Source organism: Microbacterium sp. p3-SID336 (assembly GCF_025143365.1).
Lineage (GTDB): Bacteria > Actinomycetota > Actinomycetes > Actinomycetales > Microbacteriaceae > Microbacterium.
Genome location: NZ_JALXPE010000020.1, coordinates 20,238 through 32,549, shown reverse-complemented (window position 1 = coordinate 32,549; position 12,312 = coordinate 20,238). Strand labels below are relative to the sequence as shown.

Genomic DNA, 12,312 nt, shown 5'->3' with positions numbered 1-12,312 from the left:
CCCGTAGGATGGGGGCGTGACCGATCCGCAGCTGCCCCCTCCCCCCGGTGCCGTCCCCCCTGTTCCACCGGTGAGCGCGCAGCCCCAGCCGTCGTCACCCGGCGCGATGCCACCGCCCGCATACCCCGCCTACGCGGTCGCACCGCCGGCGCCGCCGGCTGCTCCCCCCGGGGCGTATCAGGTACCGGTCGGCGGGTACGCGGCACCCTCGGGCGGATACGTCGTCCCGGACGCCTCGCCGCAGCGGTCCAGCCTGCTCGGCGTGCTCGCGCTCGGACTGTCGCTCGTGGCGGCCGTCGTCATCCCCGTCATCGGAGGCCTCAACGCCTTCGAGATCGGTCGTCGTCTCCCGCAGGGCGTGTCGACCGGGCGCGATCTCAGTTTCCTCTCCCCCGCTCGGGAACAGGTGCTGTGGACGGAGATCTCGTTCTGGACGGGCACGGTGCTCGGCATCGCGGCGATCGTGCTGGGCATCCTCGCCATCCGACGCAAGCAGGGACGTGGCGCCGGCATCGCGGCGCTCGTCATCGCCGTCGTCGCGGTCGCCATCTTCTTCGTCGCCGTCCTGATCGCGTTCGGCGTGGGCGGAGCGACGGGCGTCGCCACGACGTTCAGCACCTGACGCGTACACGACTCGCGCGGGTGACGCCGTGGTCGTCAGCGCGGCGCGTGGTGCTTCTGCTGTGCAGCCAGGAGCCCCTCTCCGACGAGGAGCTCGACCGCGTCGGCGGCATCACCGACGAGGATCGGGAGGTTCGGCCGCTCCTCCTTGCCGAACGGGGCGAGGACCCAGTCCGCGGGATCCTGCCGCCCGGCGGGGCGCCCGATGCCCACGCGCACACGCGGGAAGTCCGCCGTCGTGAGCGCTCGCGCCACATCGCGGACGCCGTTGTGCCCGCCGTGCCCTCCCCCGGTCTTGAGCTTGACCGTGTCGAACGGGATGTCCAGCTCGTCGTGCACGACGATGACACGCTCCGCCGGGACGGAGTAGAACCGCGCCAGCGCGGCGACCGGCGTACCGGAGACGTTCATGAAGGTGTTCGGCTTCGCCAGCACCAGCTTGTCCGCTCCGGGGCGCAGCCACGTCTCCACGACGCGGGCACCGCCCTTGTGCTCGCGGAATGCCTCCCCCCGACGTGCGGCGAGCTCATCGACCACCATCTGCCCGATGTTGTGACGGGTCGCCTCGTACCGTGGTCCCGGGTTGCCGAGACCGACCACGAGCCACGTGGCTGCCATTCCTCGTCCTCTCTCGCCCTGGGCGCGCCCTGGGTCAGGATACGACGGAGGGGACGCGATCCGATCGCGTCCCCTCCGTGATGATGCAGGCGGAGATCACTCCGCGGCGGCCTCCTCGGCCTCGGCGGGAGCCTCGCCCTCGGCCTCAGCCTCGGTCTCCTCCTCGACCGGCGCAGCCGGCACGGCGATCGCGACCACGAGGACCTCGCCGTCGGTCAGCAGCGTCGAGCCCTTGGGCAGGGTGACGTCGGCCGCGGTGATGTGAGCGCCCTCTTCGAGGCCCTCCACGGAGACCTCGATGTGCTCGGGGATGTGCGTGGCCTCGGCCTCGACCTGGATGGTGGTCGCGTCGAGGTTCACGATGGTGCCGGGAGCAGACTCGCCGGTGACGACCACGGGCACGTCGATGGCGACCTTCTCGCCCTTCCTCACGACCAGGAGGTCGATGTGCTCGATGATCTGGTGCACCGGGTCCTTCTGGACGTCCTTCACCAGGGCGAGCTGCGACGTGCCCTCGATGTCGAGGTCGAGAAGCGCGTTGGCACGACGGACGATGAGCGAGACCTGGTGGCCGGGAAGCGCCACGTGCACGGGCTCGGTGCCGTGACCGTAGATGACCGCGGGGATCTTGCCGGCGGCGCGCAGACGGCGGGCGAAGCCCTTGCCGAAGCTGCTGCGCAGCTCGGCGTGGACCGTGGTGTCTTCAGACATGAGGTTCTCCTTCGGGGCACGCAGCGAAGGCGCCGCGCGGTGGTCTTGGAATTGTGAACTCGGACGCGGACGCGTGAGGAAAGCCACCGGGCTTGCTTCGCCGCGTCGATCACGGATGTCTGCGCACGCGCAGAAGCATCCCTCGCCGAGGTACGCCTCAATGGTACCGGATGACCCGATAGGCTGAGGACACGGTCCCTTCTGCAGAAACTCGGAGTACCCCCATGCTCGACGGAGCCTTCCTCTCGCACGTCCTCCTCTGGCTGATCGGCGCCATGACCCTGTGCGCCGCTGTCGCCACCGGCGCCGCGCTCTTCGCCCTCGGTCGCTCGGGCTACCGCAAGGACTGACCGCCCCCCGGGTCGCACGGTACGACACCGTGCGACGGGATCAGTCCGCGGCCAGCGCGGCGTTGATCTCGGCCACGATGCGCGCGGGAGCGGCAGACGCCGAGACCCGCACGCCTCTCTCGTCTGCAGCGAGGGGCTCGAGAGCCGCGAGCTGCGAGTCCAGCAGCGACGGCGGCATGAAGTGCTCGGCACGCGCGCTCAGCCGCTTCGCGATCTCCTCGCGGTCGAGGCTCAGCTCCACGAAGAACGCATCGGGCGCCTCGACCCTGATCGCCTCCCGGTAGCGGCGTCGCAGCGCCGAGCAGGCGACGACGATCCGCTCCTCGCTCCGCAGCGCACGTCCCACCTCGGCGAGCCACGGCATCCGGTCCTCGTCATCGAGCGGGATCCCGGCCCTCATCTTGTCGACGTTCGTCAGGGGGTGCAGGTCGTCGCCGTCCACGAAACATGCGCCGACCACCTCGGCGAGCGCGCTGCCGATCGTGGACTTGCCCGCACCGCTCGGGCCCATCACGACGACCCGCACGCTGTTCATCGTCCGGGACCCGCTCAGTAGAACTCGACCGTGTCGACCACCGCGCGCAGCTCCCGCCCGTCGAGGAACCGGGTCGCGTTCTCGGCGAAGCGACGCGCGATGCGCTCCTCCTCCTTCGCGCTGAGCGCTGCGGTGTGCGGACTGACCAGCACGCGGGGATGCGCCCACAGCGGCGACGCGGCGGGCAGCGGTTCCTGCTCGAAGACGTCCAGCCCCGCGAAGGCGATCCGGCCGTCGTCGAGCGCTCGCAGCAGCGCCTGCTCGTCGATCACGCTTCCCCTGCCCACGTTGGTCACGACGGCACCGGGGCGCACAGCCGCAAGGACATCCTCGCCGATCAGGTGCCTGGTCTGCGCGGTGCCGGGCAGCGTCACCACGAGGGCATCCACGTGCGGCGCGACCTCGACCAGTTCGTCCGGCGCGATCAGCCGCTCCACACCCTCGACCGCGCGGCCGGAGCGGCTCGTGCCCCAGACCCGCGCTCCCAGGGCGTCGAACCGCCGAGCGCACTCGGCGCCGATACCGCCCAGGCCGACGACCAGCACCGTCATCTCATCCAGCTGACGCATCTCCCAGCGGTCGGGCCACCGTCGCTCGCCCTGATCCGCGAGCAGTCGCGGCAGCCCCTTCGCGCCGGCCAGCACCGCGAAGACGGCGAACTCCGCCAGCGTTCCGCCGTGCACGCCCGCACTCGTCGTGAAGACGATGCGGTCCAGCGCCGCGCGATCCAGTCCCGCGGCCTGCACCGTGCTGCCGCCGCCGGCCGCCGTCGTCATGACCCAACGCAGACGCGGGTTCGCCGCCACCGTGCGGGCGAGGGCCGCCGCATCGACATCGGGGATTCCGAACAGCACGTCGGCGGAATCCACCATGGCGTCATAGGCCGCCTGCTGCTCCGGTGAGCGACGGAAGTCGGGGTCGCCCGACCAGTCCGCCGGGCCCCGCATGGGCGGCACCAGGGTGTGATCGCGCACGACCTCCAGGCGCGGCTCGCGCTCCTCGATCAGTCGGCACAGCTCCTCCGCGAGCGGCACCGCCACGACCGCACGAATCCTCTTCTCCGACTCGCCCACATCGACTCCCTCCGCACGACTGCTCCGACCAGCGTAGGGGGCGGCGTCCCCTGACCCCGCCTTCACGCGGTGCGTGTGACGGGGACCCGACACGAGCGCGCGCCGGGGGACCCCACAGCGATACGCTGAAGACAACCCTTCTTCCCGATCGAGGAGCCTTCTGTGCCCGAAGCATCAGCGAACATCGGAGTCGTCGGACTCGCCGTCATGGGGTCGAACCTCGCCCGCAACCTCGCCAGCCGCGAGGGGAACACCGTGGCGATCTTCAACCGCAGCTACGAGAAGACGCAGACCCTCCTCGACGAGCACCCCGAAGCCGGCTTCATCCCGGCGCGGACCTACCAGGAGTTCGCTGACTCGCTGCAGAAGCCGCGCACGGCGATCATCATGGTCAAGGCCGGGGCGCCGACCGACGCCGTGATCGATTCCCTCGTCGAGGTCTTCGAGCCGGGCGACATCATCGTCGACGGCGGGAACGCCTACTTCCCCGACACGATCCGGCGCGAGAAGGCGGTCCGTGAGACCGGCATCAACTTCGTCGGCGCCGGCATCTCCGGCGGCGAGGAGGGCGCGCTCACCGGCCCCTCGATCATGCCGGGCGGCTCGGACGAGTCGTGGGTCACACTCGGCCCGATCCTGAAGTCGATCGCGGCCGTGGCAGAGGGCGAGCCCTGTGTCACCCATGTCGGTCACGACGGCGCGGGCCACTTCGTGAAGATGGTGCACAACGGCATCGAGTACGCCGACATGCAGCTCATCGCCGAGGCCTACGACCTGATCCGCCGCGGCACCGGAAAGACGCCGGCGGAGATCGCGGAGATCTTCGCGGAGTGGAACCGGGGTGAACTGGAGTCGTACCTGATCGAGATCACCGCAGAGGTGCTCCGCCAGGTGGATGCGGAGACGGGGAAGCCGTTGGTCGACGTGATCCTGGACCAGGCCGGAGCCAAGGGCACCGGCGCGTGGACCGTGCAGACGGCGCTCTCGCTGGGCGTGCCGGTCTCCGGCATCGCCGAGGCCACGTTCGCGCGGTCGCTGTCGTCGCACCCCGAGCAGCGCGCCGTGGCCGCGTCCCTGCCCGGACCCGACGAGGAGTTCACCGTCCCGGCCGATCAGGTCGACGCCTTCATCGAGGACGTGCGCCTCGCGCTGTACGCCTCGAAGATCGTGGCGTACTCGCAGGGCTTCGACGAGATCAGGGCCGGCGCTGCCGAGTACGGCTGGAACATCGACCTCGGTGCGATCTCCAAGATCTGGCGCGGCGGCTGCATCATCCGTGCGCAGTTCCTCAACCGCATCGCCGACGCGTACGCCGCGACCCCGGACCTGCCGGTGCTGATGACGGCCCCGTACTTCGCCGAGGCGCTCACCCGCGGCCAGTCGGCCTGGCGGCGCGTGGTCGTGACCGCCGCACAGTCGGGGATCCCCGCCCCCGCATTCTCCTCGTCGCTGTCGTACTACGACGGCATCCGCGCCGACCGCCTCCCGGCCGCGCTCGTGCAGGGGCAGCGGGACTTCTTCGGCGCGCACACCTACAAGCGCATCGACAAGGAAGGCACCTTCCACACGCTGTGGTCCGGCGACCGCACCGAGATCGAGGCCGAAGACACGCACTGACCCGCGTCGACGCCGAGGGCCCCGGAACCGCATGGTTCCGGGGCCCTCGTGTGCGAGGCTCGAACGCTCAGCAGTACGGAGGCATAGCGCTCAGAGGCTCAGGGCTCAGGGCGCCGCGACTCAGAGGCTCAGAGGCTCAGAGGCTCAGAGCTCAGAGGCTCAGACGGCGATGTTGTGGTTGCGGCGGAACAGGTTCTGCGGGTCCCACTGCCGCTTCACGTCGCGCAGGCGTGCGTAGCTTGCCTCGGCGTACATCCCGGCGACCGTCTCCGGCCGCTCCGCGTCGACGAAGTTGCTGTACTCCGCCAGGCGCCCGCCGACGATCCGCTGGGCGTCGGCCGCGGCCTTCGCCCGGGAATCGTCGTCGAGCATTCCCGGGATGTCGATCGCCGCGACCATGACGAACCACGCGGCGTCGCGCGCCGGGAACGCCGTCTCCTCCTCCGGCACGTCGGCGAAGGCACCGCCGAGGGAGCGCAGGAAGACGACCGAGGCCGGGAACTCGCGGCGGAAGGCGACCACGCGGCCGACGAGCTCGTCGTCCAGGTCGCGGAGGAGTCCGTTCGCGGCGATGAACCCCGGAGGCGCGGGAGCCTCGTCCCCCTCCGGAACGGGCATCTCCATCAGGATGTCTCGATAGGCGGGCTCGCTGATTTCGGTCTGCACACCCTCGAGCGCGGCGAGCGGTGCGAGCGCGGCGCCGAGCCTGTCGGGCTCGGGGCCGGCCCAGACGGCGCTCAGCCGCGCGCCAGCTGGCGCGTTGGGGTCCATGGGCGGCACGTCCATGTAGGTGACGGTGAGCTCGCGCGGGGCGTCGCGCATCAGTTCGCGCGCGGCGCGCAGCATCGCGGCGGCATCCTCCCCCACGGCGAGCTCGGCGAAGGCGATGCCGGGCAGGCGGTGAGCCTCGAAGTCGAACCGCGTCACGACGCCGAAGTTGCCCCCGCCCCCGCGCAGCGCCCAGAACAGCTCGGGGTGCTGCGCGGCCGTGGTCTCGACGACGTCACCACTCGCGGTCACGACCTGCGCGCCGACCAGTTGGTCGACCGCGAGGCCCCAGGCACGGACCATCCAGCCGATGCCGCCGCCGAGGGTGAGTCCGCCGACGCCGACGGTCGCGGTGTCGCCGGAGCTGAGCGCCAGCCCGTGCGGGGCGAGAGCCGCCGCCACCTCGCCCCAGACGGCGCCGCCGCCGACGCGCACGCGGGTGCCGTCGACCTCGATCCCGGCGAGCTCGCCGAGTTCGAGGCGGATGCCGTCTGCCGGAGCATGCGACCAGGGGCCGTGCCCGCCGGACACGACGGTGAGCGGCACGCCTTCCTCGGCGGCCTGGCGGATGATTCGGGCCACCTCGGAAGCGGAGGTGGGGCGGTGGATACGGGTGGGAGGGATCTCGACACTGTCGACCATGAGCACACCGTAGACCCGGCCACGGACATCCGGGGCCGGAGCTCTCAGAAAATGCATAACCGTTTCCATAGAGATCACATAGGAGATTCCGCAGAATGGGAGCTATGACCAGCGACCTTCCCGACCTGCGCCGTCCTGACGGCTCCCCGCTGCGCATCCTCGCCGTCGACGACGAGCAGATGCTCACCGACCTGCTCGCGATGGCCCTGCGGATGGAGGGCTGGGAGGTGCGCACCGCGTCCTCCGGCCTGGAGGCCATCCAAGTGGCCAAGGAGTTCGAGCCGGACGCCCTCGTGCTCGACATCATGATGCCCGACCTGGACGGCATGGCCGTGCTCAAGCGGCTGCGCGACGCGGGCAACCTCGTCCCTGTGCTGTTCCTCACCGCGAAGGACGCCGTGGGCGACCGGGTCGCCGGGCTCACCGCCGGCGGCGACGACTACGTCACCAAGCCGTTCAGCCTGGAGGAGGTGATCGCCCGGCTGCGGGCGATCATCCGTCGCACCGGCCACGCCACCGCCGACGACGGACAGTCCATCCTGCGCGTCGCCGACCTCACCCTCAACGAGGACAGCCACGAGGTCGTGCGCGACGGCGTCGAGATCGAACTCACCGCGACCGAGTTCGAGCTGCTGCGCTACCTCATGCGCAACGAGCGCCGCGTGCTCTCGAAGGCGCAGATCCTCGACCGTGTCTGGAGCTACGACTTCGGCGGCAAGTCCTCCGTCGTCGAGCTGTACATCTCCTACCTGCGCAAGAAGATCGACGCCGGACGCACGCCGCTGCTGCACACCGTGCGCGGCGTCGGCTACATGATCAAGGCGCCGCAGTGAGCCCAGCGACGATGACGGCGCGGCCCATGAGCCTGCAGACACGGCTGATGACCGCCGTGATCGGGTTCGTGTCGCTGATCCTCGTCATCGTCGCCGTCATCACCAGCGCCACGCTGGGCAAGACGATGGAGGACCAGCTCGACCAGAAGCTGAGCAACTACGCGCATCAGCTCGCACAGCGCGCAGAGGGATACAACCCCTCCACCGCGACGGCGCAGAACGTGCTGAGCGGCGCCTCCGTCCCCTCTGCGGGTCTCCTCTTCGCGGTGCTCAGTCCGATCACCGGCACGAGCGGGGTCATCGTGACGAACGCCTCCGGCGAGGAGCTGACCGGCACGCTGCAGAAGCTCACCGGGCAGCAGCTCGCCGAGATCCTGATCGCGCTCAACGACGGCTCCCGCGCGACGGTCTCCCTCACCGACGTCGGCTCGTACCGCGTCGTCGCCGTGCCGGTCGATCGCGACGTCGTCGTGGTCACCGGGCTGCCGCGCGCGGAGATCCAGAACCAGCTGACACAGCTGCTGACCGTGATCGTGCTCGCGACGAGCGGCGGCCTGATCCTGCTCGCTCTGACCACCGCCATCACGATCCGGGTGAGTCTGCGCCCGCTGCGGGCCGTAGCCACCACGGCCACCAGGGTCGCGAACCAGCAGCTCGACCGCGGCGAGGTGAGCATCACGGAGCGGGTGCCGGCCGCGGAAGCCGACCCGCGGACCGAGACGGGGCTCGTCGGCGCCGCCCTCAACAAGCTGCTGGACCACGTCGACGCCTCCCTCGCCGCCCGACAGCGCAACGAGGAGCGGATGCGGCAGTTCGTGGCGGACGCGAGCCACGAACTGCGCACGCCCCTGGCCTCGATCCGCGGCTACTCCGAACTCTCCCTGCGAGCTCTGCGTCAGGCCGACTCCGCCGCCGATCCCGCCAAGGCCCCGGAGGCCATCGCCGGCACCACGTCCTCGCTCGAGCGCATCCAGGCGCAGTCTCTGCGCATGACGAGGCTCGTGGAGGACCTGCTGCTGCTCGCACGCCTCGACGAAGGGCGGGAGCTGGTGTACGGCACGGTCGACCTCACCCAGCTCGCCCTCGAGGGCCTGTCCGACGCCCGCCCCACCGCCCCCGATCATCACTGGAGCATCGAGGTGCCGGACGAGCCGGTGCTGATCCTCGGCGACGCCGGCCGCATGCATCAGGTCGTCGCGAACCTGCTCGCCAACGCCAGGTCGCACACTCCCGCCGGCACGACCGTGACCCTGCGCGTGCGTCAGGACGGCGACCACGCGGTGCTCAGCGTGCACGACGACGGACCGGGCATCGACCCCGCCATCCGCGAGGAGCTGTTCGCTCGCTTCGCCCGCGGGGACAGTTCGCGCGCGCGCCAGACCGGAGGGACCGGGCTCGGGCTCGCGATCGTGAAGGCCATCGTCGAGGGCCATCGCGGCACCATCGACGTGGCCAGCGAGCCGGGCGACACGACCTTCACGGTGCGGATCCCGCTCGCGCCGAATCCCGCGGGTCAGTAGCCCGCGAACGCGTCCGTCGTCAGGCTGCGCGCCTGTTGCAGCGCAGGCGCGAGGTCGGCGATCAGGCGCGGTGGTCCGGAGATGAAGGCGTGGCGCGCCGCGAGGTCGGGCACCGCGCGCTCCAGCGTCGCCGCGTCCAGTCGCGCGCCCTGTGCCCACGTCCAGTGCGCAGGAAGGTGCGCCGGCTCGTCGCGCGTGAACACCACGGTGCGCACCCCGGTCGCCGCCAGCTCGTCGCGGAAGGCGAGCTCGGCGGCCTCGGACGCGACGTAGACGAGCACCACGTCTCGGTGCACCCCCGTGGCCTGCAGCTGCCGCAGCTGCGACACGAACGGCGTCACCCCGATTCCCGCCGCGACCATCAGCACGGGCTGATCCCCGCGCGGCAGCACGAAATCGCCCCACGTGCCCGTCACCGCGAACATCGCGCCCGGCTCGGCCGCCGCAAGAGCCCGCTTGTAGCTGGACGGTTGTTTCTGATCGCCGTTCTTGTAGGCGATGCGCAGCGTGGGCAGATCGGCCGGCGCCGACACGATGCTGAACTCGCGCCGCGTGCCGCGAGCATCCGGGTGACGGTGCGGCACGTCGAGCTCCAGGTACTGCCCCGCCAGGAAGCGCACGCGCCCCTTCGCGCGGAACGTCAGCTCCTGCGCGGTCGGGGTGACGAACGCACGCCGCTCCAGCACGAGCCGCACGGAGCCGCGCAGGGCGAACGCGAAGGCGAGCAGGTTGCCGATCAGCAGTGCCCGCTCCTGCCCGAGCGTGAACAGGCCCGCCACCGAGAGCGGCCAGCCCGCGAGCAGGCCGACGAGCGCGGCGACCGCGTACTGCTGACGACGGCGCGGCGGCAGCGTGAGCGGCTCGGACAGCATGAAGGCGCCGAGGAAGAGGAACGGCGACTGCAGCACCGCGAGCTGCAGGGCGGTCAGCACGTCGAACCCGATGTCGAACTGCGCGGCCTGCACCGCCTGCCGCACGACCGAGGCGGCCACCGCGATCACGAGGAACACGAGCACCACGCGGACCTTCTCGGTGCGCCACAGCACCGCCAGCCCCAGCACCGCCACCGGGAGGGCGAGGACCGGCGTCCCCACCCACCACGACGACGACGTGCCGAGCCAGGCGAAGGCGCCGAACGCCCCCAGGATCGACACGACCGCCGCCCCGAACGCAGCCGGGTTCAGGATGTGGCGTCCGCGCCAGGCGATGACGTACTTCGACACGCTGGCCACCGCGCCGGCGATCGCGAGACCCAGGAGCGCGGATGGCTCCACCCCTGGCCGCAGCACGAACAGCAGGATCAGCGCCGTCACCAGAGACGACTCGATACGCCACGGCAGCCGGAGGATCCGCTGCGCGACGGCGTCGACGGCCGAGATGACGACCGCCAGCACGACGAACGAGACGACGAGCTCGACCGGCGTCGGCGACACGAGCAGCCCGAGCAGCGAGAGCACGAGGGCGATGAGCGCCAGCGCGGCGAGCGCGAACAGCACGAGACGGTACATCGACAGCGAGCCCAGCACGGCGAGGACCCTCTGTCGGGCGGCGGCGAATGCGGTGATCACGGTGTCCACTCTCCCCTGCTCCGTGGCCGCGGGGCCGACGGACTCGCGACGAACAGCTCGGCCGGGCACCCCGGCGAGCGCTGCACCCGGCCGTCGGAGCTCATGCGCACCCACTCGACGCCCCAGGTCTCCGCGAGCACCGGACCGCCGTCGAAGAACAGGGCGGTCGCGACGGCATCGGCCGTCATCGCCTCCGGAGCCAGCGCCCAGGTCGCGGCCCAGCTGCGCACCGGCAGTCCCGTCCGGGCGTCGAGCACGTGGTGCAGCCCCTCGCCCCAGGCTCTGCGATTCACCGCCGAGGCACACAGTGCGCCGTCACGCAGCTCGACGACCCCGATGGCCCTGGTCGCGTCGTACGGGTGCTCCAGGCCGATGCGCACGCTCGATCCGCGGACGCGGATGTCGCCGCCCGCATCGACCACGACATCACCGGGGAGTTCCGCGAGCACGTGGAGCACGCGGTCGACCAGTCGACCCTTGCCGAGGGCGCCGATGTCCAGCAGTGCCGGCGCGCTCAGCACGACCTCGGAGGCGGTCCACGCGACCTGGTCGGTCCAGGCGGAGGGAGCGGGTGCGGGCGCGGCGGGTCTCAGCGTGTAGTCCGCGTCATAGCCGAGAGCGACGAGGCTCTCCCCCACGAGCGGGTTGACCGCGCCGCCCGTCGCGGCGCCGAGTTCCCGATACGCGTCGAGCATCGCGCCCGCGTCGGGCGACTCCAGCGCGCCGCCCGTGCGCGCCAGGCGCGTCACGTCCGAATCCGTGCGGAATCGCGACCACTCGCGGTCGAACCGCTCGATCTCCGCGGCGACCGCGGCCCGCAGCGCGTCGGTGAGCGGCGCACTGGTCTGGATCTCCCAGTGCGTCCCGATCGCCTCGAACCGCCATCCCGCCATGACGAGGCTCCGCCCCTAGGACGCGGCCTGCTCCTTGATGGACTCGACCGCGTCGTTGAAGCCGCCGCTGGTGAGCGACGAGCCCGCCACGCGGCTCACGTTCAGCTCATCGATCGGCTTGCCCACGACCTCGTCGTCGATGCCGTCGATGAACTGCCCCTGGTAGCGCTCGGTCTCCGGGGCCTGCGGGTCACCGGTGACCTCCACCTCGGTCACCACGCCGTCGGCGAGAGTGAGCGTGACCGAGATCTGCTCCACCGTCTCGGGCGTCTGGTACGAGCCCTCGGCCGTGTAGGTGCCGTCCTCGTAGGAGCCTGCCGCGTCGCCGCCGCTCGACTGCGACGTGGCCGACCCGGAGCCGGTGGTCTCGCCTCCCTCGGCGCCGCCGGTGCCGCCGGAGGACGCGCAGCCGGCGAGGAGCACGAGGCTCGCGACCCCGAGCAGAGCGGAGCCGGTGCGGACGGGGGTCGGGACGGTCGTGCGGATCATGGGGGGCCTCCGTGGTCGGCGTCGGTCGTTGCTCCGACGCTAGGCATCCCGGCTATGCGCCGGCTGTGCCGCGG

13 protein-coding genes are annotated in these 12,312 nt (G+C 71.2%); 5 read left to right on the top strand and 8 right to left on the bottom strand.

What is annotated here, in order from left to right:
• Positions 1–16 precede the first annotated feature (16 nt).
• A complete protein-coding gene (locus M3C17_RS07805) occupies positions 17–622 on the top strand; it encodes a hypothetical protein (RefSeq protein ID WP_259977106.1) in 606 nt (201 codons plus the stop codon).
• 35 nt (positions 623–657) lie between these two features.
• Here M3C17_RS07805 and pth read toward each other — a convergent pair whose 3' ends face one another.
• Positions 658–1,239 (bottom strand): aminoacyl-tRNA hydrolase, encoded by a 582-nt coding sequence (gene pth, locus M3C17_RS07800; RefSeq protein WP_259977079.1) that lies wholly within the window; start codon positions 1,237–1,239, stop codon positions 658–660.
• A 96-nt stretch (positions 1,240–1,335) separates the two neighbouring features.
• The gene (locus M3C17_RS07795; RefSeq protein WP_259977078.1) at positions 1,336–1,950 is read right to left on the bottom strand and encodes a 50S ribosomal protein L25/general stress protein Ctc; all 615 of its coding nucleotides are present in this window, start codon (positions 1,948–1,950) and stop codon (positions 1,336–1,338) included.
• A gap of 224 nt (positions 1,951–2,174) precedes the next feature.
• Between M3C17_RS07795 and M3C17_RS07790 the strand changes: the two genes are divergently transcribed.
• On the top strand, positions 2,175–2,300 hold the full coding sequence (locus M3C17_RS07790; protein ID WP_259977077.1) for a hypothetical protein: 126 nt from the start codon (positions 2,175–2,177) through the stop codon (positions 2,298–2,300).
• Positions 2,301–2,340: 40 nt separating this feature from the next.
• On the opposite strand, the gene M3C17_RS07785 is transcribed toward M3C17_RS07790, so the two are convergent.
• Positions 2,341–2,835 (bottom strand): gluconokinase, encoded by a 495-nt coding sequence (locus M3C17_RS07785; protein ID WP_259977076.1) that lies wholly within the window; start codon positions 2,833–2,835, stop codon positions 2,341–2,343.
• Positions 2,836–2,849: 14 nt separating this feature from the next.
• Complete coding sequence (locus M3C17_RS07780) at positions 2,850–3,875, bottom strand: D-2-hydroxyacid dehydrogenase (protein WP_396819851.1); 1,026 nt, start codon at positions 3,873–3,875, stop codon at positions 2,850–2,852.
• 195 nt (positions 3,876–4,070) lie between these two features.
• Here M3C17_RS07780 and gndA point away from each other — a divergent pair, with 195 nt between their 5' ends.
• Positions 4,071–5,525 (top strand): NADP-dependent phosphogluconate dehydrogenase, encoded by a 1,455-nt coding sequence (gene gndA, locus M3C17_RS07775; protein ID WP_259977073.1) that lies wholly within the window; start codon positions 4,071–4,073, stop codon positions 5,523–5,525.
• A 159-nt stretch (positions 5,526–5,684) separates the two neighbouring features.
• Here the strand turns inward: gndA and M3C17_RS07770 are convergent, their stop codons facing one another.
• Complete coding sequence (locus M3C17_RS07770) at positions 5,685–6,935, bottom strand: FAD-binding oxidoreductase (protein WP_259977071.1); 1,251 nt, start codon at positions 6,933–6,935, stop codon at positions 5,685–5,687.
• Between the two features lie 104 nt (positions 6,936–7,039).
• Between M3C17_RS07770 and M3C17_RS07765 the strand changes: the two genes are divergently transcribed.
• Together M3C17_RS07765 and M3C17_RS07760 are read left to right on the top strand one after the other, a co-directional pair.
• On the top strand, positions 7,040–7,768 hold the full coding sequence (locus M3C17_RS07765) for a response regulator transcription factor (RefSeq protein WP_259977070.1): 729 nt from the start codon (positions 7,040–7,042) through the stop codon (positions 7,766–7,768).
• Between the two features lie 26 nt (positions 7,769–7,794).
• Positions 7,795–9,288: a cell wall metabolism sensor histidine kinase WalK gene (locus M3C17_RS07760; protein ID WP_259977069.1), complete on the top strand. Its 1,494-nt coding sequence runs from the start codon at positions 7,795–7,797 to the stop codon at positions 9,286–9,288.
• Here M3C17_RS07760 and M3C17_RS07755 read toward each other — a convergent pair.
• Genes M3C17_RS07755 through M3C17_RS07745 form a run of 3 tightly spaced genes read right to left on the bottom strand, consistent with a single transcriptional unit; the run spans position 9,282 to position 12,238 of the window.
• The gene (locus tag M3C17_RS07755; protein WP_259977068.1) at positions 9,282–10,856 is read right to left on the bottom strand and encodes an FAD-dependent oxidoreductase; all 1,575 of its coding nucleotides are present in this window, start codon (positions 10,854–10,856) and stop codon (positions 9,282–9,284) included. The two genes, M3C17_RS07760 and M3C17_RS07755, sit on opposite strands and share 7 nt — an antisense overlap.
• Positions 10,853–11,749 carry an FAD:protein FMN transferase gene (locus M3C17_RS07750; RefSeq protein WP_259977067.1) on the bottom strand — a complete coding sequence of 299 codons (897 nt, stop codon included), beginning with the start codon at positions 11,747–11,749 and terminating at the stop codon, positions 10,853–10,855. Before M3C17_RS07750 ends, M3C17_RS07755 begins: the two co-directional genes overlap by 4 nt.
• A gap of 15 nt (positions 11,750–11,764) precedes the next feature.
• Complete coding sequence (locus tag M3C17_RS07745; RefSeq protein ID WP_259977066.1) at positions 11,765–12,238, bottom strand: FMN-binding protein; 474 nt, start codon at positions 12,236–12,238, stop codon at positions 11,765–11,767.
• Positions 12,239–12,312: the final 74 nt, after the last annotated feature.

Excerpts from the sequence above, each read along its gene's own strand:
- M3C17_RS07765 (WP_259977070.1), top strand. The coding sequence starts at position 7,040 with ATGACCAGCGACCTTCCCGACCTGCGCCGTCCTGACGGCTCCCCGCTG.
- M3C17_RS07745 (WP_259977066.1), bottom strand. The coding sequence starts at position 12,238 with ATGATCCGCACGACCGTCCCGACCCCCGTCCGCACCGGCTCCGCTCTG.
- M3C17_RS07795 (WP_259977078.1), bottom strand. The coding sequence starts at position 1,950 with ATGTCTGAAGACACCACGGTCCACGCCGAGCTGCGCAGCAGCTTCGGC.
- M3C17_RS07785 (WP_259977076.1), bottom strand. The coding sequence starts at position 2,835 with ATGAACAGCGTGCGGGTCGTCGTGATGGGCCCGAGCGGTGCGGGCAAG.
- M3C17_RS07760 (WP_259977069.1), top strand. The coding sequence starts at position 7,795 with ATGAGCCTGCAGACACGGCTGATGACCGCCGTGATCGGGTTCGTGTCG.
- M3C17_RS07790 (WP_259977077.1), top strand. The coding sequence starts at position 2,175 with ATGCTCGACGGAGCCTTCCTCTCGCACGTCCTCCTCTGGCTGATCGGC.
- M3C17_RS07750 (WP_259977067.1), bottom strand. The coding sequence starts at position 11,749 with ATGGCGGGATGGCGGTTCGAGGCGATCGGGACGCACTGGGAGATCCAG.
- pth (WP_259977079.1), bottom strand. The coding sequence starts at position 1,239 with ATGGCAGCCACGTGGCTCGTGGTCGGTCTCGGCAACCCGGGACCACGG.
- M3C17_RS07770 (WP_259977071.1), bottom strand. The coding sequence starts at position 6,935 with ATGGTCGACAGTGTCGAGATCCCTCCCACCCGTATCCACCGCCCCACC.